Origin of the sequence: Paraburkholderia sp. A1RI-2L (assembly GCF_048957375.1) — a bacterium.
Classification (GTDB): Bacteria; Pseudomonadota; Gammaproteobacteria; order Burkholderiales; family Burkholderiaceae; genus Paraburkholderia.
This window is the reverse complement of sequence record NZ_JARBTA010000002.1, coordinates 154869-174211: the sequence shown is the minus strand read 5'-3', so window position 1 is coordinate 174211 and position 19343 is coordinate 154869. Positions and strand designations below refer to the sequence as shown.

Below are 19343 nucleotides of genomic sequence, written 5' to 3'. Positions count from 1 at the left end.
CAAGGCTTGCCTTGTCGCAATGTTGAGACCCTATGCAGACGTTGGCTTCATCCAGTCAGATTCGAGCAGGTCATGCGGCAGCCTTAAGGCTGCCGTGCGGATCTATAACAAATTTCTTCGGCACGCCCGAATCGAATTCGGCATATCCGTCTGGCGCCCGGTCCAGGCCAATGACAGTGACATTGACTACATCTGCGATATTCAGGCGGTCCCAGAGGATTGCCTGCATCAGGCTTCGGTTGTACTTCATGACAGGGGTTTGCCCGGTGAAGAAGGAATGCGACTTCGCCCAACCAAGCCCAAGTCGAACGGAGAGGCTGCCTTTCTGTGCTGCTGTATCGCTCGCGCCAGGATCGTCAGTCACATACAGGCCTGGAATGCCAATCTTTCCGGCGACTCGCGTGACCTCCATCAGCGAGTTCAGCACTGTCGCCGGAGCCTCGACCTGAGATCCCGCGTGCCCATGTCCGCGTGCTTCGAAACCAACACAATCGATGGCGCAATCGACTTCGGGCTCGCCCAGCAAATTGGCAATCTGGTCTGCTAGCGGAGCATCTTCAGAAAGATCGACCGTCTCGAAGCCAACGCGTCTGGCATGCTCCAGCCGTTTGGGATTTACATCGCCAATGATAGTCACCGCGGCACCAATGAGCCTCGCAGATGCCGCTGCAGCAAGGCCAACGGGGCCCGCGCCCGCGACGTACACCGTGGCACCCGGAGCAACACCCGCCGTCACCGCTCCGTGGTATCCAGTCGGCAGGATGTCGGACAGGCAGGTGAGATCGCGAATTTTTTCCATGGCCCGATCCCGGTCGGGGAACTTGAGCAGGTTAAAGTCAGCGTAGGGCACCATCACGAATTCGGCCTGCCCGCCTATCCAGCCGCCCATATCGACATAGCCGTACGCACCTCCAGCGCGCGCGGGATTCACGGTCAGACACACGCCCGTATTCTGTGCCTTGCACATCGGACAGCGTCCACACGCGACGTTGAAAGGCACCGAAACGAGATCGCCCTTTTTCAGCGTGAGAACGTCTGAGCCGGTTTCGATCACTTCGCCCGTTATTTCGTGTCCCAGTACGAGCCCTGCCGGCGCAGTAGTCCTACCACGCACCATATGCTGGTCGGAACCGCAGATGTTCGTGGCAACAACCCGAAGGATGACCCCGTGACTGGCTTTGCGACCGGCCGGATCGGAAAGCTCAGGGAACGCGATACTCCGCACCTCGACCTTTCCGGGTTCCACATACACAACTCCACGATTTCCTGACATGACGCCTCCGAGATTGTTATCGCCGGGAATCGGGTGCGGTCCCTGCCACGACTGCCCTGACTCACAGCGGATGCAAAAGCTGCTCGATTTGAGCGGTGCCCGGCAATCATCCGAGCACGGAATCTCGTCGTCAAAGCAGTTTTTCTGAGCTACCGCATGCGGATTTGCATACAGCGGCCTGCGGCCCGGCACTGGCTGGCTTGCCGGACGCGAGTCACATTGCGGCGCCTTCAATGTATGAAATTGTGAATGCCATCGGTTGCTCACCGGAGCTGAAGAACGTACGCAAAACCGACGTCCCGGCGATCTACGGATTGCAATGAGACCAGCACAAAGCCTTTCCCGACTGGCTTACGCGCGCATTGTGGCTCAAACCAGTCGGCATGTGGCTGATGGCCAGGGTTACGGCAAGGCCCCGCCCATGACCAACAAAAATTCATGCAAGGCATCAGTTTTCATGGCTTGCAAGCCCCTCTTCCTGCAGGTCAAATCGGCAGGTGTATACGTTCCTTGACGCATTTCAACCAAACTGAACACCATCATGCTGTCGAACAGTCAACTTATCTCCCTTATCGAGTCACGCGTGAACGGACACTCGCTGCCTCAGCCGTTCTACACCGACGAAGCGGTATTCGAGCGCGACCTGGAACTGATCTGGGAGCGTCAATGGCTCCTCGCCGGCGTTGCAGCGCAGATTCCGAAACCAGGCAACTGGTTCACGCTTGAGGTCGGGTCCAGTTCTATTGTCGTGATCCGTGACCGCAGCAAGGAAATTCGGGCTTTCTACAATACTTGCCGCCATCGCGGCTCGAGGATCTGCGCCGGCGACAAGGGTTCGTCGGGGACGCTCGTATGCCCGTATCACCAATGGACCTATGGCCTGGATGGCAAACTGCTGTTCAGCAAGGAGATGGGTGGAGAATTCGATGCATCGCAATACTCGCTCAAGCCCGTGCATTGCGAATCGGTCGAAGGCTACATCTTTATCTCGCTTGCAGTGACGCCACCACCGTTCGAGGAATTCCGCAGACAGGTGTCGCCGTATATCCAGCCTCATGGTCTCGACAACGCAAAGGTCGCATTCGAGTCGACCATTGTCGAAAAGGGCAACTGGAAGCTGGTCCTCGAGAACAATCGCGAGTGTTATCACTGCACCGGAAGCCACCCCGAGCTTCTGCGCACGATTTCGGAGTTTGACGGACCAACGGACCCCAGATTCGGCGGCGAATACGCTCAGAAATGCGAGAAAGACGAAGCGCGCTGGACAGCCAACGGGCTGCCCTACAAGCCCATCGAAACCGACGAAGGCTATCGCATGGTCCGCGCCGCAATGGAGCGCGGAGTCTCCTTCACCATGAACGGTGACCTCGCCTGCACGAAGCTATTGGGCACCAACCTGGACGAGGACGTCGGCTCACTACGCTTGCTCCGCTTTCCGAATACTTGGAACCACGTCCTTTCGGATCACGCCATTGCGTTCAGGCTGCTTCCGCTCAGCGCCACGGAAACGCAGGTGACCACGTGGTGGCTGGTAAGCGCGGACGCCGCGGAGGGCGAAGACTATGACCTTGATAATCTCACCGCGGTCTGGAAGGCCACAAACGCCCAAGACCAGCGGCTTGTCGAGGCCAATCAACAAGGCATCAACTCCAGGGGTTATCAGCCTGGCCCATATTCCCCCCTCGTCGAGCGCGGCGTCACCGAGTTCATCGAGTGGTATCTGAGCACGTTGAAGACTGAGTTGAAGAGTAAGCCGAGGGCAATTGCTGTGGAGTGCATTGCAGAATGACGACGACCGCTTTCACCGATGCATTGTGCATTGGCATCAGGCGAGAGAACTGGAATGTAAAGACGTTCCAGTTCTCTCTCGCACAATCTCATGAATCTTTTCAGTTTGAAGCCGGGCAGTATGTCACGCTGGGGGTCGATACCGGAAACGAGAGGCTTTACAGGTGCTACACGATTTCATCCGTACCGGACACGCTTGGCAACACCACATTTGAGATTACCGTCAAACATTCACCGACCGGTGCCGTCTCGACATGGCTTCATAATAAATTGACTGTCGGTGAAAGCTTGCATGTCTCGCGGCCCGCTGGCGATTTTGTCTTGCCGGATAACCATGCGGAGCCACTGCTCCTTGTAGCCGGCGGCGTGGGTATCACACCGCTTATTTCGATGGCGCGGGCGATTCATGCCCAAGGCGAAAACTCGAACATTCAGTTCTTGCAGTTTGCACGGACGCCCGCCGATATCCTCTTTCATGAGGAACTGCTGCAGATCGGTCGCGCGTCCCGTGGCATTACTCCGCACTTCTACATTTCGGATGAAGTCGACGCGAAATTCTCCCCCGGGCTTCTTTCCAAAGAACTGCTTGACCAGGAAATTCCGGACTGGACCTCCAGGCAGGTGCTTTGTTGCGGGCCTGACGCGTTTATGTCCATAATGCGCACCCTGTTTCTCGAGAACGGGGGCACTGCACCCCGCTTTCATCAGGAGAGGTTTCAACTGCCTGAGCTGACACCCAAGCAGGTGCCAGGCTCCATGGGAATATCCAGAATCCGATTGTCACAATCGCTGCTAGAACTCAATTGCCCGCCCGGCACCACGATTCTGGATGCGCTCCATGCTCTCCCGAATGGACCCAAGATCCCCAACGCGTGTCGCTCCGGCGTGTGCGGAACGTGCAAACTTCGCAAGTTGGAAGGACAAGTCGAGATGAATCACAACGGCGGCATTACAGACGAGGAGGTGGACGAAGGGTACGTCCTTCCGTGCTGCTCCATACCGCTATCGGACGTAACCATCGAGTATTAGGCGACAAAGGCACCTATGCCCAGACACTCTGGTTCGCAAAATCAATCAGCCAATCCAGGAAAACTTTGGCGGGCGCACTGAGTTCCTCATTGTCCGCGTAAATAATGTATTCGGACAGGCCAGTCTTGACAGAGACGTCAAGCGGCCGAACAAGGAGCGCGCCCCTGTCTTCTTGCGGAACACCGTACGCCCAGGCGAGCGCCACCCCTTTTCCGCTGCAGGCAGCGCGATAGACAAGATCATAGTGGGATAGCGTCAGGCTCTTTCTCACAGCGCCAGGCTGAAAGCCCGCGCTCTCAAGCCACGTGTCCCACGAATTCGACTCCGCACTGTCGGAGTCGTATTCAATAAGTTCGCACTCGATCAGGTCCTGCACCGTCTTAATACCGTGGTTCCGCTGATAGGATGGGGCGCAAACCGGAAAAATCTCTTCCTCGAAGAGCTTGACTTTCGTTAGGTTTGGCCAATGGCCATCACCATATCTGATGGCAAGGTCGATTGGTTCGTGCCATGGGTCGATGGGCGAGTTGCTCGCCAGCACCCGGATATCAATGTTTGGATGCTGGCTGCGGAATTCGAAGATTGCGGGCATCAACCAGAAGTTCGCCATCGCATTGGTTGCCGCGATGGTTACGGTGCTGGTATCAAGCGCTTCGATCATCGTCACAGCTCGGCGAATCGAATTCAGGCTCTGTGCGATGGCCTGCTGGAAGATGAGCCCAGCGCGCGTAAGCTGGATCTCTTTGTGCCGTCGAGTGAAGAGCGGCACCCCCATGCGGTCCTCAAGGACCTGGATCTGCCTGCTTACTGCCCCCTGTGAAAGGTGAAGCTCTTCGGCCGCCTTGGTGAAGCTCATCAGTCGTGCCGACGCCTCAAAAGCAGAAATTGTGTTCAGCGGGGGCAACCGCTTGCGTGGGGTGGGCAACTCGCAGACTCCTAGGGCACGCGCCTAAAAATTGATCTAGGACAATGGCGCAAGCCGGACACTCTACTGCATTCAAAATTTGTATGCTACCGAATCTCGACGCACGTAGACCAGGGCATACCCTATGAGCACGTCAGCCACGACACGTATGACATACGGGGAATTCACAGCGATTCATAACGGGTTTGGCTAATTCCTTCTTGCATTAAAAGTTGCATGCATGCCCCCTTCCGGTCGACAAATGATTGCGGCAGCCGTGCGTCGCCGCGCCGACTGAAAATCGAGCTGAGAATGACTCGACAACCGCGATCCCGCGCCTCGTCGCGTCAAACATCGATGCCCCGGCCAGGGCGACGATCCGTCGATGTGGCGTCGCACGCGTTATTCCGATCTGTGCGGCAACCTCCGTCATTGTTCCGTCCGCCACGCGTAGCACGTCCACCGGAAGGCAACGCTCGCAACGTCGCGGCGCGTCGTCGTATTGGTGCACATAGCGCGCTCTGCTTACTCGATATGAGCCAGCCGATGGCCCCAGATCGCGTTCACTGAGACGAAATTGCGTTGGCTAACACGAGATTTAGTTGCGCGTGACAAGTGGGAAAGCAGTAGCTTGCGGCATTAGGAGACCGCGCCTAAGGAGGGGCTATAACTTGCGATAGCGTGAGCATGATCGTGGACAGCGAGCGCCGGATACATGCGCCGCCTGGAGAAGCGCATCGGCCGCCTCGCCGACTGGACCCGAGCGCTTCTGACTCGACGCCACTCAAACGTGGTGGCTTGCGCGCTGGCCAACAAGCTGGCTCGCACCGCCTGGGCGATCGTTGCCCGTCATACCGCCTTTGATCCGAGCCTTGCGACAGGATCGCCCTGACGAACGCAGGCTCACCATCAACCTATCTGCTTTTGCGACGACTGAAACCTGATGAAGTACGCGGCACACCGGCCTGTGGAACACCCCGGCAAGTAAAGAGGCTCCTGAAGCCGCCCAACTTTATGGGGACCGCGGGCGCGAACTTCATCGTGGCGCGGGGAGCAGTCCCCACAACGACGCCGGATAGAACTGAGCAAGCCAACACCGCATCAAGCATGGGGCGTTGCAAAACTGGGTGCGGACCATAGGTTTACTTGCGCTTGCACAAGTAAAGTTGTTAACACTGCGGTGCGATGCAAAATCTAACTCAGAGGCCCACCGCGTAAAGCGCAACAGCCGGTTTGCATTTCAATTAAAGTTGTTAATGGCAAAGGCCTCAGCGTCGACTAAAGTTGTTATCTAATCTACGACTTCAACTAATCTTGTTAACTACTGAACAGCGCCGGCGTAGCTGCGGACATGAGATTGTGCAACGGTCGCAGGAAGTGCCACAACGCATTGGCGCAAGCAGACCCATCGACGGTATGGGGACGAGTATTAACAACTTTAGTTGAAATCTATTAACAACTTTAGTTGTGCGAGCGCCGTGAGCGGTTGAAGTTTTCTCGAAAAATCGAAATCGACCTATTATGAAAAGTCTTCATATCTCAATATCAAAGACGTCAGCAATGTTCTTTCTGGCGGCGTTCCTCCAGGATACACGTCGTCTGGAAACGTCATGCAGCTTGCCAGGAAGTCACGCACGTATGACTCGTTCGATCACTCGGCTGGCAAGTGCGATCGCCGAAATCTACCAGGTACGCATGGCTGGCCGTTCTACACTCGGTGGATAGGGCCGCCATGTGCCGTCTTGCTGACGAAAAAAAAGCATTGCAACCTGCCCCGCCACATTGAATGTCCCAGCGTATGCATTGCGCGCCCGAGCGGCGCGCGTCCTTCTGAATCCAGTGAAGCCTACCTTGGCTGCGAACTCCGAAGCAAGCAAGCGCTTGGCCATTAGTCGCAGCGACGATGTAGGGCTAGCCATCGAATCTCTCCTTCATTGCAGTGGTGTTTGGGTGCCGCTGCTGCGGCACCTGTTTCCCGCTGGGATCCTGACGCGGCAAGGACGATGACGGTGTGCCGGCATCTGGCAGATCGCCCATTGAGTGTTCAACCAGTTTAAAGCGCTCCTGCACAGCAAGCGCACATCTCTACAAAAATCGTATGTAGCAGGTTTCCTGTGCCATACCAGGGACAGACGGCGGGTGTACACCAGATGCCCTCCGCCGCCGTCGACGGTGCTCATTTATGAATAAGATTTGAGGGACCCCATAACTTTGTCAGCCGCGTAAATTCTGCCGCACCTAAAAAGTGTGACGCATGCCCGCAGTCACCGCCACCTGCATATTCGTCGAAGCAGGTGACAGTGTATTGAGCATCGCATGCGAAAGAACCGAATTCGCTGGCGCACCGTGAACGTTCTGGTACGCCCCCTCGAGGTAAAAATCGGTACGTTTGCTGACAGCATAATCGCATTGGATCATGCCCGTGTTCCACCCCGGTGAGAAACCATTGTAGGCGCCATGCGTGTAGGTGTACGCGCCGGACACGCTAAGTGCGGGCGTCAGCGAATACTTCGCATTCACCTCATAATTGTCAAGACGCAACGATCCATCCAGCGTGCCTGCGGACGGATCGTTCGCCCCGAGATACGTGCCTGTGCCAAATGAAAGTACGCCTGCCGCGTTGTCAATCTGCGTGTGGCTCCATACGAGACCGACCGTGGCAGCGCCAAAGGTCAGGTTGCCTCCCAGCGACCAGATTCGCTGGCGTTGAGCGATGAAGTTAGCGCTGCCGTCATTCGTCGTCACCGCACCAGGTCCGGCGCCCGGATTGTTCAGCTGCAGATAGCCCGCGGCGAGATTGACCGGCCCCTTCGCGTAAGAGAGCGCGAACCCGTACGCGCGGTTGCCGGCAAAATTTCCTGGCTCGTTGCTGAAGGCATACATTGTCTCGAGCGTCGCGCCCAGATATGTCGGGCTGATGTATTTGACCGTGTTGTTAAAGATGACCGCGTTGGAGGCCAGGTTATCGTTATCGAACGGGTGGGCGGCAATACTGCCTCCCCAGGTGTTATATTCGGCAGACAGGGGCCCCACGAGATCGTTCACCACGTCGAACTGCCGGCCGAACATCAACGTCCCGTGGGCATCGCTTTGCATACCAACCAGGGCCTGCGACCCGAAACCGTCGCCAGGAAGTGCCTGTGCACCGTTGTTCAGCACAAAAGCCTGCTCGAGCCTGAATATGGCATGCATGCCTCCGCCGAGGTCTTCGTCCCCCTTCAACCCGAAGACGGTATTCTGGGTAGCGCTGCTGATCATCTGCCAGTTCGAATGACCGAGTTGATTATTGGTGTAGACAAGGCCCGTATCGATGAGACCGTACAGGGTGATGCTTGATTGTGCATGGGCACACACGGAAAACAGTCCGGATATCATCGCCCCAATCAGTATTCTTTTCATGGTATCGGTGCCAATTAATTAGTTATACGAATAATTATTTACGACGTTAGTGACTCGGCGACTTCACACACCGCACATCAGTAGAATGTTTCTCCAGATATGAGGCGATGCCTGGCACGAAAGGCGTCGTGAAAATTCGCGCTACCGTGCGACCCGCTCGATACGCGGGTCGCAGGATTACACAGGCATTTGAGCGCCGGATTGAACTCAGATCGAATGGGAAGGCACTTCTGCGCTGAGCGGAACGGGCGAGTTGGATTTTTGAAACAGCGGGTGACGACGCGCGAGCACGAAGTAAGTCAAGCCGGCCAGCAGCAGTCCAGCTTCAAAACTCAGATCCCCCCATCCCAGGACGTTGTGCATCAGCGGACTGACGTAGGTGGGCGAATTGGAAAACGCGACGCATGCCACGGTGCCTGCAATCAATGCGATGACTCCGGGCCAGAAGATCCCGCCGTTATACCAGTAGGCACCACTTCCCCATTTCATCCAGTCTTCCCTGCTATACCGTCCGCCGCGCATGAAGTAGTCGACGATGATAATGGCAGCCCATGGCGCAGTCCAGAACACCATGTAGTTCAAGAACACCTGGTACATGTCGAAGAACTGCCCGTAAAACACGGTGACGATCCGGAAGCACAGCGTGAAAAGCGCGATGATGGTTAGCGAAGTCACACGGTTGATTGGAATACGCAGGGCCAGCAGGCCAAGCCCGGCGGTGTAGCCGTTGGGCACGTTTGCTGCAATCCCCCCGAGGATGATCGCGAACAGGAGCGGAACGATGAACCACGTCGGCAGGAATCGGCCCAACTGGCTTACCGGGTCGTCACCGAGCGTGCCACCCAGCGCGGTCGCAAACAGCACGCCGATCACTTCGCAGAACACGAGCGCAACGAACTGGCCACCACCGGCCGCGAGCGCGATCTTCTTCCAGCTCGTTTCGGCCGGAAAATACCGGCTGTAGTCCGACGCGAAATTGGCCCAGCCGATCGGATAGGAAAAGACGATGCCCATCGCGATCAACCACGTGTTGAAAGTGCCGCCACCATGATTGATGGCGGACGCTGCCGCCAGGCTCGTATGTGGCAACACGAACGCGGCCAGCCCGCCGAACAGGATGGCCAGTGCCACAGCGATCCACTTCTCCGCCGCAATGATGGTCGCGTGCCCAAAGATCGCAAGCAGGATCTCCGCGGCAAGTATGATGGCCAGCGAGACCCACACCACCGCATGACTCTGAAAGCCTCCCATCTTCAACAAGGTTTCCAGCGCCTGTGTAGCGACCACGGAGTTGATCGAGAACCAGCTCAGCGCGGAAATGAGGCTCACGGCTTTGGGCAGGAACGAGCCCAGCTGGCCGAACGAGCTGCGTGAGGTCATGATGCCCGATGTGCCTGTGCGCGGTCCCATGATGGTCGTGAGACCGAGCACAAAGCAACCCAACAGATTGCCGACCAGGATCGCGCCGAGTGCCTGCCACAGCGACAGGCCTTGCGAAAGCGCAAGCGCACCTGTGACCACCACGACATAATTCGTGTTTGCGCCGATCCACATCTTGAACAGCTCGGCCGGCGTGCCGTGACGATCCTTCAAGGGGATCGGGTCTATGCCGTGCTGCTCCACGCTCCAGGCCTTGTCCGCCTCGACACCGTTGCGCGGTTCATGCTTTCCATGATTCGCCATTTCAATCTCCGGTTGCAAACACGTTCATTGAGCCGATTTTCTGCGGACCTCGAAAGCTTCGCGCAGCGCCTGTGCGATGCCCTCCACACAGACTTGGTACAGCAGTGCGCCCTTCTCCCCCGAGGCCGCCGCGGCCGACGAAAGGCACCCTGACGCGGGCGTCCATTCGGGAATCGGTGGAAAGACGTCGTAGGGCGGGAACGTGGCGGCAGCATGCCGGGGCACGCACGTCATGTCGACCAGATGCGGATGCAGGTGCAGCATCAATGAGGTCTCCAGTACGCCTCCGTGCTCGACCGCCCAGCCCGGAAAGCCATCTGGATAGATTCGTGCGATGGTCTCCTCGGTCACGAAATCCCAGTAGGACAGCATGACAACCTGAAAGTCATGGATTCCCTCCCAGCGCAATTCGCGAATGGCGAGATCCACGCCTTCGACAGCGAACATGGAGTTTTCGAAATGGCCGTTGACGAGGCAGATCTTGCGCGCGCCGTGGCGTGCGAACTCTTTCAGAACGTCCTTGACCGTCATGGAAAGCGTATGACCGTCCAGGCTCGTGGTGCCGCAAAGATGATTGCCGCCTCCGCTTTTCTGCTGCGATTTGTAGCCGTATGCGATTGCGGGCGCGACCATCGCGTCGATCCGGCGCGCCACCTCTTCCGAAATCGCCGTGGGCAGCAGCACGTCCGGATTCATCGACATATGGGGGCCATGCTGCTCCAGCGCACCGATCGGAATGAGGATGGTCTGCGCATCCTCCTTGATACGGCGTGCGTATTCAGGCCATGCAAGATCTCCGATTCTCACCTTTGCGTCCATCAACTCGTCTCCTTGTTTGAGTGAAATTGTGCAGCGACAAATAGTTGCGCGCGCAAATAATAAACAACCAGGCTTACGATGGCCATCGCGCTACGCGCATCGTTCGCCGCCAATCGTCGGCCAGCGCAAGCCGCAATGTTTCGCTGCTCGCGCGAATCGCGACGCGTCACGAACCAATGGTAGAAGGTGTAGCCTCCAGAAAATTTCCATTTGCGACAAGCGACTTTCTCCATTCGACATCAAGGGTAAACACCCGCCGGCCTTGTCGCCGCATCGGAAAGCGTCATGGCGCAAACGCAGGCGCCGGCAATGGGCGTTAGCCGCAACATTGCCGTTCCGGTGCGCGATGTGTGAAGGGGCCTGATCCAGGAAGCGTCCGGCGTCCAGCGTCGGGCAGACGCCTGGATGGATCAGGCGCGGCGTTTGAGGGGACGCTGGCACACTGCCAGCAGCGCGCCGACGAGCAGAACCGCAGAAGAATAGACGAGCCCGCGCGGGAGGCCCGCGCTGTCAGATACCCAGCCGATCGCGATCGGGCCTGCGATCTGGCCGAGCGCGAATACGATCGTGAACGCGCTGATGCCGCGCGTCCATTCGTCAGACGGAAGATTGTGTCGCACGAATGCGGTCGTCGAGGCGACGGCGGAAAGGAACGTCGAGCCGAAGATCACGCCGGAAATGGCTGCCGCCACGGGATGGGCGAATACGGCCGGCATCAGCGTCGCGAGGCCCAGTAGCGCATTGAACGTCGCCAGCGCGAGGCCGCCACGCGTGCGGTCCAGAAAACGCGACCGATGCGTGCCGACGCGACCGTTGCGCCCCCCAAGGCGATATAGAACGCACAGACGACGCCCTGGCTCATGCCTTCGCTGCGCAACAGCGCAACGATGAACGTCATGTAGCCGATATACCCCACGCCAAAGAGGCCATATCCGCCCAGTGCGGGAGCATAGCCCCACCATGCGGTCCGCTGCCCGACTGCACCGCCTGGCGCACGCGTGACGCCTGTGCCCATCACATCGATGCGGCGCGCGGCGCCGCGCGCGAACAGCGTACAAGCCGCGCAGGCGGCGGCCAACGCGAACCATGCAGGCTGCCAGCCGTGCGGCACGGAACGCACCGTGGCCGGCACGAAAATGGACGACAATACAATGCCATATCCTGTCCCGCCGTAATAGAGGCCCAGGATCAGTCCGCCACGGCGCGGCACGGCTGTCGCGAGCCGCGCCGCCAGAACACCACCACTGATAAAGATGAACGCACTGCCGACGCCAGCCACGAGCCGCTGCGCGAACAGCATGGACGTGCCGGACACGAGACCACACAACGCCGTCAGCACGATCACCGCATAGGCGCCCGCAACGAACAGCGTGCTGGGCGCTCGATGGCGGGCGAGCCAGGGGAACATGGCCGCGCCGATCAGATAGCCCGCCGCGTTGGACGTGTTCATCGCGCCGGCCTGGGCGAAACTCCATCCCAGGTCAGCCTTCATCGCCGGCAGGAGCAAGGCATAGGAAAAACGCACGAAACCCAGGGCCATCGCGCTGCCCAGCGACAGGCGCACAGCCAGCCAGAGCGACGCAAACGACTCGCTATCCTCGAGATGTGCCGGCGCCGCCTTGATACGCCCGGCAGTCGGGTTGTCGGTATTCGACTGCATCCAGGTCGGGATCTCCGTATTCCTGTTGCCCCGCCACGCACTGTCCAGACCGGGCGCCCGAACACTCGCGGGTCGCCGGCACCGCCCGGGATAGTGCCAGAAAACGCCGCGCATTGGGCCGCTAGCGCAGGATGACCGTACGCCCTTCGTGGATGAAAACGCGTCGCTCGATAAAGCCCTGCACGGCTCGGGCGAGTGCAGCGCGCTCCATGTCGCGCCCTGCCGCAAGCAGCCGCTCCGGCGTGTAAGTGTGATCCACACGCTCCACCACCTGCTCGATGATTGGCCCTTCGTCGAGATCCCCGGTCACGAAATGCGCCGTGGCCCCGATCAGCTTGACCCCGCGCGCGTACGCCTGATGATAGGGTCGCGCCCCCTTGAAGCCGGGCAGAAACGAATGGTGGATGTTGATCGCCCGGCCCGCAAGCCGCGCACACAAGTCAGAGCTCAACACCTGCATGTAGCGGGCGAGGACGACCAGTTCGGGTCTCGTGCGCTCGATCAGCGAGACGAGCGCCTGCTCTTGAGCGGATTTGGTTTCAGGGGTCAACGGAAGATGATGAAACTCGATCCCGTGAGATCGGACCATGGGCTCGAGATCGCGGTGATTGGACACTACGCCCACAATATCGATCGGCAATTCACTGATGCGCCATCGATGCAGCAGATCCACAAGGCAGTGATCGAGCCGCGAGACGAGCATCAGCACCTTTGGCTTCACGCACGCGTCAAAAATGGCCCACTCGAAAGCGTGCTGGCGCGCAAGTGGCGCAAAGGCTTCCGAGAGCGTTTCACGGCCCAGCTGCCTCGGCGCGGGGGCATGGAACTCGCATCGCACGAAGAAGCGGGCGGTCTGCGGATCGTCGAAAACCGAGAGCTCGTCGATATAGCAGTGAAACCCGTCGAGAAAGCCGACGACGGCCGCCACCTGGCCCTGCGCACTCGCGCAGGTCACGTTCAGGATGAAGCGGCACGTGCTGCCGGTCACGTCAGCAGAAGACCCGTTCATGAATGCTCCCCGTCATTGGCACATCGGATGTGTGCCGTGTTTTTCCCGTATCCATCCGTCACGCTGGCAGGCCGCCCACTGCCGATAATCGGCACGCGTCCAGTCGAGCGACACGCCAATGCGGCGCGTACCAGGCCGGATCTTCGGCTTGTGCACTTCGATCGTGAGCGTATCGAGCGCGGGCCACTCGCGAAACGACAGCGCCGCAATATCGGCCACCAGCGTTTCGAGCAGCCGCGTATGCGGCTTCTTCGCGAGAAATTCGGCGATGCGCGCGCAGTAGCGCTCGTAATCGATCCAGTCGCTCTCCTCTTTGGGCATCGAGCGATAGCCGAGCTGCGCATCGATCACAAGCGGCTGAGGCTGGCCGTGCTCGTGCGCATGAATGCCGATGCGCGCCGGCACGCTCAAGCCCTCGACGAACACGCTCCAGCCGCGTCCGCGCGAGAGCGGCGCTTCGAGCGCTGCCGGCACCTTGAGTGCCCCATCGAGCGCCGGATCGAAAGTGCCGTCGACGATCTTCATGATGCAAGCGACGCGGTGGCGTCGAGCATGATGCGGCAGAAGTAGTCGGCGAAGCTGCGGCGCACGACGAGCTCGAAGCGGTCTCCGCCCATCGGAATCAGCACGATAGAGGCCTTGAAAAAGACGCTCTGCGCGCACTGCCCTTCCTTGAACAGATTCGGATGCAGATCGAGCGGGCAGCCGCGCGAGAGCAGTTCGCGCGTGCGCGCGCCGTCGATCTTCACCACCGTGTAGCCGCTGCCAATGTCCACGGCTGCAGCGTAGGCCTCGCCGAATGCGGGGGCGAGCTTCTCTTCGAGCACGCCGGCCTGGACCGCTGCGTCCGAGCGCACGAGCCATTCGTCGGGGCCGAGCCACAACACGTCATAGCCGTTGCCGCGTGCGACCGTGTTGGGCTTCGCGGGCGGCTGGCAGCCGACCACCTGGGCGAACGCGTCCACGAATGCCGGATCGCTGAGTTCGCCGCGCACGTTCACCAGATCGCGGAACGGCAGTTCACGCAGGGTGAACCCCTTCGGCGCACGGCCTTCCTGGGCCTTGATGAGCCCGGCCACTCCGACGAAAGGCGACTCGAGCCGCACCGCTGCTGCCGCGCGCTCCGCAAGGGGCGCCGTATCCATCGTTTCATTCAACATGCTGACGCACCCCTTCAGTGTCGTAAAAAATCGGGCTGGCAATCTTCGCCTTCACGCGCCGGCCATCGGCCATCGAGATGGAGACGTATTCGCCGGTCTTGTTGTGACCGCCCTTCACGACCGCCAGTGCGATCGAGCGGTCGAGAATCGGGCTGTAATAGCTCGACGTCACGTGGCCGATCATCGGCGTGGTGCCGTCCGCCTTCTGCTGCGCATCCACGGCGACGATCTGGCCGCCTTCGGGCAGCACGAACTTCGCGTCGTCGGTTAGCAGTCCGACGAACTGCTTGCGCCCTTCCTTCGCGGTGTCCGAGCGCTTGAGCGAGCGGCGGCCCAGGAAGTCCTTGGTCTGCGAGACAAGCCCGCCCATGCCCAGATCGAACGGCGTAACCGACCCATCGGTGTCCTGGCCGACGATGATGTAGCCCTTCTCCGCACGCAGCACGTGCATCGTTTCCGTGCCGTACGGCGTGATGTTGAACTCGGCGCCCGCGGCCATCAGCGCTTCCCACACTGCGCGGCCCGCGTTGGCCGGCACGTTCACTTCATAGGCCAGCTCGCCCGAGAAGCTGATGCGCATGACGCGCGACTTCACGCCCGCGACCGTGCCGTTGCGATACGACATGAACGGGAACGCTGCGTTGTCGAAGTCGATGTCCTTGCATACCTTCTGCAGCACCTTGCGGCTCTTCGGGCCCACCACGGCGAAGGTCGCCCAGTGATCGGTCACGGAAGACAGACGCACCTTCATGTCGGGCCACTCGGTCTGCAGCCAGCGCTCGAGCCACGTGAGCACGCGCGCCGCGCCGCCCGTGGTGGTCGTCATCATGTAGTGCTGCGGTCCGAGGCGCACGGTCACGCCGTCGTCGAACACCATGCCGTTCTCGTCGAGCATCAGGCCATAGCGGCACTTGCCCACTTCGAGCTTGAGCCACGGATTCGTGTAGACCCAGTTGAGCAGCCTGGCGGCGTCCGGGCCCTGAATGTCGATCTTGCCGAGCGTCGACGCATCGAGAATGCCCACGCTGTTGCGCACCGCGAGGCACTCGCGCTTGAGCGCCGCGTGCATGTCCTCACCCTTCTTCGGGTAGTACCAGGGCCGCTTCCAGTTGCCCACGTCTTCGAACAGCGCGCCATTCGCTTCGTGCCATTCGTGAATGCAGGTCTTGCGGACCGGGTCGAGGAAGTCGCCCAGTTCGCGGCCCGCCACAGTGCCGAACGTCACGGGCGTGTAGTTCGGGCGGAACGTGGTCGTGCCGGTTTCGGGAATCGTCTTGCCGAGCGCGTCCGCGAGGATCGCCATGCCGTTGATGTTGCCGAGCTTGCCCTGGTCGGTGCCAAAGCCCATGGCCGTGTAGCGCTTCACGTGCTCGACCGATTCGAAGCCTTCGCGCGCCGCAAGCAGGATGTCCGATGCGGCCACGTCGTTCTGGAAGTCGACGAACTGCTTCGGGCCACGCGGCGCGGCCTTGCGGCTGCCCACGAGCCACAGCGGCTGCAACGGCGTTTCGGTGATCTCGGCGGCCTTCGGCACCTGCAGGCGCGTCACGGCGAAGCCGAGCGACTTCGTTGCGTCGATGCCGGCATCGACCGCCTGGGTCAGGCCGCGTGCGAGGCTGAATTCGCCCACTGCCGCGCCCACGCTCACTTCCTGCTGCATGCGCTTGCCCGGCGTGAAGCACGCCTTCGTATCGTTCCAGTGCGCCTTGCCGCCCGACTGAGCGAACAGGTGCAGCACGGGGCTGAAGCCGCCCGACATCGCTACCAGATCGCACGGCAGATCAGCCACTTTCGCGCCGGTCTGGCCGTTCTGATACGCGACCACGTCGACCGAGTTCACGCGCAGCTTGCCGTGCGCCGCCATGATGGCCGCGTTGTTCATGATCTTCACGCCCTGGCGGCGTGCGGCGTCCTGCATAGCGCCCTTGCCCTGCGCACGCGAATCGACCACCGTGACTTCCGCACCGCAGGCCTTCAGGTCGAGCGCGCAGCGGTAGCCAGCGTCGTTGTTCGCGAACACTACAACCTTGCGGCCCGGCAGCACGCCATAGCGATGAATGTAGGTGGAAACCGCCGAGGCCATCATGACGCCCGGCAGGTCGTTGTTGCCGAACACGATGGGACGCTCGTGCGCGCCGGTGGCGAGAATCACGCGCTTCGCGCGGACCTTCCACAGCAGTTCGCGCGTGCCCTTGCGCGTCGAGACCGGCAGATGCTCGGTCAAACGCTGCGTGATAGTCACGAGGTTGTGATCCTGATAGCCGAAGGCCGTGCTGCGCGAGAGGATCTTCACGTCCGGCATGGCCGCGAGTTCCGCCTCGATCTTCTCGACCCACTGGATTGCGGGGCGGCCGTCGATCTCGGTCTTGCACGACAGCAGGCTGCCGCCCAGTTCGCGCTGATCGTCGACGAGAATCACGCGTGCGCCAGCACGGCCCGCCGTATGCGCAGCCAGCAGACCCGTGGGGCCGCCGCCAACCACAAGCACGTCGCAATGCGCGAAGCACTTGTCATAGCGGTCGCCGTCGCGCACTTCGGGCGCCTTGCCCAGACCCGCGGCTTCGCGGATCTTCTCTTCGTACTTCGGCCACCATTTACGCGGCCACATGAAAGTCTTGTAGTAAAAGCCCGCGGGCAGGAAGCGCGAGAACTTCTGGTTGCGCGCAAGGCGGTCGTGCTCGAGGCTCGGCTCCGCATTCACGCTGGTCGCCACGAGACCTTGATAGAGCTCGACTTCGGTCGAGCGCGCGTTCGGCACGGTGTACGCGCCGCGCTCGAGCTGCACCACGGCATTCGGCTCGGCCACATCGGCGGTCACGATGCCGCGCGGACGGTGGTACTTGAAGCTGCGCGCGACGAAGTGCACGTCGTTGGCAAGCAGCGCCGATGCCAGCGTGTCGCCCTGATAACCCTGATACGTGCGCCCGTTGAACGTGAAGGTCAGCGGAATCGCGCGGTTGATGCGCCCGCCGGCGCCGAGACGGTTCTTCTGGCTCATCGCTGCTTGCTCCCTTGCGTGCCTTGCTGTGCGCTTTGTTGTGCGGCCTGTTGTGCTTTCGCCTGGACGTTCGCCGGCGAGTTGGCGTCGCCAAACGTTTCGTAACCCTGAATGTCGTAACTCACGGTGTCACGCGTCACCTTGAACCAGCGGCGGCAGCCCTGGGTGTGCAGCCACTGCTCCTTGTGCACGCCGCGCGGGTTATCGCGCATGAACAGGTATTCGCCCCATTCGCGGTCGCTCAGCTTGTCGGTGTCGAGCGGGCGTGCGATGTCCGCCTCGCCGCCACAGGTGAATTCGAGTTCGGCGCGCGGCCCGCACCATGGGCATTCGATCAGCAACATTTCATGTTCTCCTAACGTCGGTGCGTATTTAGTGCGCCACGGCAGCTGCGCCGTGCTCGTCGATCAGATGGCCGTTGTAGAAGCGGTCCAGTGCGAACGGCGCGTTGAGCGGATGCGGTTCGTCGTTCGCGATGGTATGCGCGAACACCCAGCCCGAGCCCGGCGTCGCCTTGAAGCCGCCCGTGCCCCAACCGCAGTTGAAGTAGAGGCCCTTCACGTCGGTCTTGCTGATGATCGGGCACGCGTCGGGCGAAACGTCAACAATGCCGCCCCACTGGCGATTCATGCGCACGCGCGAGAACACCGGGAACATTTCGACGATGGCCTGCAGCGTGCCTTCGATGATGTGATAGCTGCCACGCTGGCCAAAGCCCGTGTATTGATCGACGCCCGCGCCAATCACGAGGTCGCCCTTGTCGGACTGGCTGATATACGCGTGCACCGCGTTCGACATGATGACCGAGTTGACCACCGGCTTGATGGGCTCCGAAACCAGCGCCTGCAGCGGGTGACTTTCGATCGGCAGGCGGATGCCGGCCATGTCGGCGAGCGTCGTGGTGTTGCCTGCCGCAACCACCGCCACCTTCTTCGCCTTGATGAAGCCTTTCACCGTATCCACGCCGGTCACGCGGCCGCCGTCGCGGCGAATGCCCGTCACCTGGCAATTCTGGATGATGTCGACGCCATGGCGGTCCGCGCCGCGCGCGTAGCCCCAGGCCACCGCGTCGTGGCGCGCCACGCCGGCGCGACGCTGAATGGATGCGCCCAGCACCGGATAGCGGCTGTTCAGGTTGATCGTGGGTTCGATCTCCTTGACCTGCTCGGGCGTGAGGAACTCGGCGTCCACGCCGTTCAGGCGGTTCGCGTTCACGCGGCGCTCGGTGTCGCGCACGTCCTGCAGCGTATGCGCGAGATTCATCACGCCGCGCTGGCTGAACATCACGTTGTAGTTCAGGTCCTGCGAGAGCCCTTCCCAGAGCTTCATCGCCTTCTCGTAGAGCGCGGCCGACTCGTCCCACAGATAGTTCGAGCGCACGATGGTGGTGTTGCGCGCCGTGTTGCCGCCGCCGATCCAGCCCTTCTCCAGAATCGCGACGTTCTTCACGCCGTGCTCCTTCGCGAGGTAGTACGCGGTGGCGAGCCCATGCCCGCCGCCGCCGACGATCACCACGTCGTACTCCTTCTTGGGCTCCGGGCTCCTCCACTGCCGCTCCCAGTTCTCGTGATACGACAACCCGTTGCGGAACAGACTGAATATCGAATAGCGGCTCATGGTG

Annotated in this window: 14 protein-coding genes and 2 pseudogenes; 3 read left to right on the top strand and 13 right to left on the bottom strand. The window is 60.5% G+C overall.

The window, feature by feature from the left end; translation table 11 throughout:
* Positions 1 to 70 precede the first annotated feature (70 nt).
* The gene (gene fdhA / locus PWP93_RS15630; protein ID WP_421028863.1) at positions 71 to 1273 is read right to left on the bottom strand and encodes a formaldehyde dehydrogenase, glutathione-independent; all 1203 of its coding nucleotides are present in this window, start codon (positions 1271 to 1273) and stop codon (positions 71 to 73) included.
* A 541-nt stretch (positions 1274 to 1814) separates the two neighbouring features.
* Between fdhA and PWP93_RS15625 the strand changes: the two genes are divergently transcribed.
* Together PWP93_RS15625 and PWP93_RS15620 are read left to right on the top strand one after the other, a co-directional pair.
* On the top strand, positions 1815 to 3062 hold the full coding sequence (locus PWP93_RS15625) for an aromatic ring-hydroxylating oxygenase subunit alpha (protein WP_421028864.1): 1248 nt from the start codon (positions 1815 to 1817) through the stop codon (positions 3060 to 3062).
* Positions 3059 to 4090 (top strand): flavin reductase family protein, encoded by a 1032-nt coding sequence (locus PWP93_RS15620; RefSeq protein WP_421028865.1) that lies wholly within the window; start codon positions 3059 to 3061, stop codon positions 4088 to 4090. The genes PWP93_RS15625 and PWP93_RS15620 overlap by 4 nt, the downstream gene beginning before the upstream one ends.
* A 13-nt stretch (positions 4091 to 4103) precedes the next feature.
* Here PWP93_RS15620 and PWP93_RS15615 read toward each other — a convergent pair whose 3' ends face one another.
* On the bottom strand, positions 4104 to 4994 hold the full coding sequence (locus PWP93_RS15615) for a LysR substrate-binding domain-containing protein (protein ID WP_421042796.1): 891 nt from the start codon (positions 4992 to 4994) through the stop codon (positions 4104 to 4106).
* A gap of 712 nt (positions 4995 to 5706) precedes the next feature.
* Between PWP93_RS15615 and PWP93_RS15610 the strand changes: the two are divergent.
* A pseudogene (locus tag PWP93_RS15610) lies at positions 5707 to 5886 on the top strand (IS110 family transposase); the annotation flags it as partial.
* Positions 5887 to 7232: 1346 nt separating this feature from the next.
* Here PWP93_RS15610 and PWP93_RS15605 read toward each other — a convergent pair.
* From PWP93_RS15605 to PWP93_RS15555, 11 genes and pseudogenes are all read right to left on the bottom strand, one after another.
* Positions 7233 to 8393 carry a porin gene (locus PWP93_RS15605; protein ID WP_421028867.1) on the bottom strand — a complete coding sequence of 387 codons (1161 nt, stop codon included), beginning with the start codon at positions 8391 to 8393 and terminating at the stop codon, positions 7233 to 7235.
* 207 nt (positions 8394 to 8600) lie between these two features.
* Complete coding sequence (locus PWP93_RS15600; protein WP_421028868.1) at positions 8601 to 10076, bottom strand: purine-cytosine permease family protein; 1476 nt, start codon at positions 10074 to 10076, stop codon at positions 8601 to 8603.
* 24 nt (positions 10077 to 10100) lie between these two features.
* Complete coding sequence (locus PWP93_RS15595) at positions 10101 to 10895, bottom strand: creatininase (protein WP_421028869.1); 795 nt, start codon at positions 10893 to 10895, stop codon at positions 10101 to 10103.
* The gene (locus PWP93_RS15590; protein ID WP_421028870.1) at positions 10895 to 11128 is read right to left on the bottom strand and encodes a hypothetical protein; all 234 of its coding nucleotides are present in this window, start codon (positions 11126 to 11128) and stop codon (positions 10895 to 10897) included. Before PWP93_RS15590 ends, PWP93_RS15595 begins: the two co-directional genes overlap by 1 nt.
* Before the next feature lie 177 nt (positions 11129 to 11305).
* Positions 11306 to 12555 (bottom strand): annotated as a pseudogene (locus PWP93_RS15585) (YbfB/YjiJ family MFS transporter).
* A 121-nt stretch (positions 12556 to 12676) separates the two neighbouring features.
* Positions 12677 to 13564, bottom strand: a complete 888-nt coding sequence (gene purU / locus PWP93_RS15580; protein ID WP_421028871.1) for a formyltetrahydrofolate deformylase — start codon at positions 13562 to 13564, stop codon at positions 12677 to 12679.
* 12 nt (positions 13565 to 13576) lie between these two features.
* Positions 13577 to 14089 (bottom strand): dihydroneopterin aldolase, encoded by a 513-nt coding sequence (locus PWP93_RS15575; protein WP_421028872.1) that lies wholly within the window; start codon positions 14087 to 14089, stop codon positions 13577 to 13579.
* A complete protein-coding gene (locus tag PWP93_RS15570) occupies positions 14086 to 14724 on the bottom strand; it encodes a sarcosine oxidase subunit gamma (RefSeq protein ID WP_421028873.1) in 639 nt (212 codons plus the stop codon). Before PWP93_RS15570 ends, PWP93_RS15575 begins: the two co-directional genes overlap by 4 nt.
* On the bottom strand, positions 14714 to 17722 hold the full coding sequence (locus PWP93_RS15565; protein WP_421028874.1) for a sarcosine oxidase subunit alpha family protein: 3009 nt from the start codon (positions 17720 to 17722) through the stop codon (positions 14714 to 14716). The genes PWP93_RS15570 and PWP93_RS15565 overlap by 11 nt, the downstream gene beginning before the upstream one ends.
* Complete coding sequence (locus tag PWP93_RS15560; RefSeq protein WP_129563966.1) at positions 17719 to 18066, bottom strand: sarcosine oxidase subunit delta; 348 nt, start codon at positions 18064 to 18066, stop codon at positions 17719 to 17721. The genes PWP93_RS15565 and PWP93_RS15560 overlap by 4 nt, the downstream gene beginning before the upstream one ends.
* 28 nt (positions 18067 to 18094) lie before the next feature.
* Positions 18095 to 19339 carry a sarcosine oxidase subunit beta family protein gene (locus tag PWP93_RS15555; protein WP_421028875.1) on the bottom strand — a complete coding sequence of 415 codons (1245 nt, stop codon included), beginning with the start codon at positions 19337 to 19339 and terminating at the stop codon, positions 18095 to 18097.
* Positions 19340 to 19343: the final 4 nt, after the last annotated feature.

Bases quoted from the DNA above. Each gene is read 5' to 3' on its own strand.
- fdhA (WP_421028863.1), bottom strand. From the start codon at position 1,273: ATGTCAGGAAATCGTGGAGTTGTGTATGTGGAACCCGGAAAGGTCGAG.
- PWP93_RS15625 (WP_421028864.1), top strand. From the start codon at position 1,815: ATGCTGTCGAACAGTCAACTTATCTCCCTTATCGAGTCACGCGTGAAC.
- PWP93_RS15620 (WP_421028865.1), top strand. From the start codon at position 3,059: ATGACGACGACCGCTTTCACCGATGCATTGTGCATTGGCATCAGGCGA.
- PWP93_RS15605 (WP_421028867.1), bottom strand. From the start codon at position 8,393: ATGAAAAGAATACTGATTGGGGCGATGATATCCGGACTGTTTTCCGTG.
- PWP93_RS15600 (WP_421028868.1), bottom strand. From the start codon at position 10,076: ATGGCGAATCATGGAAAGCATGAACCGCGCAACGGTGTCGAGGCGGAC.
- PWP93_RS15595 (WP_421028869.1), bottom strand. From the start codon at position 10,895: ATGGACGCAAAGGTGAGAATCGGAGATCTTGCATGGCCTGAATACGCA.
- PWP93_RS15590 (WP_421028870.1), bottom strand. From the start codon at position 11,128: ATGGAGAAAGTCGCTTGTCGCAAATGGAAATTTTCTGGAGGCTACACC.
- purU (WP_421028871.1), bottom strand. From the start codon at position 13,564: ATGAACGGGTCTTCTGCTGACGTGACCGGCAGCACGTGCCGCTTCATC.
- PWP93_RS15575 (WP_421028872.1), bottom strand. From the start codon at position 14,089: ATGAAGATCGTCGACGGCACTTTCGATCCGGCGCTCGATGGGGCACTC.
- PWP93_RS15570 (WP_421028873.1), bottom strand. From the start codon at position 14,724: ATGTTGAATGAAACGATGGATACGGCGCCCCTTGCGGAGCGCGCGGCA.
- PWP93_RS15565 (WP_421028874.1), bottom strand. From the start codon at position 17,722: ATGAGCCAGAAGAACCGTCTCGGCGCCGGCGGGCGCATCAACCGCGCG.
- PWP93_RS15560 (WP_129563966.1), bottom strand. From the start codon at position 18,066: ATGTTGCTGATCGAATGCCCATGGTGCGGGCCGCGCGCCGAACTCGAA.
- PWP93_RS15555 (WP_421028875.1), bottom strand. From the start codon at position 19,339: ATGAGCCGCTATTCGATATTCAGTCTGTTCCGCAACGGGTTGTCGTAT.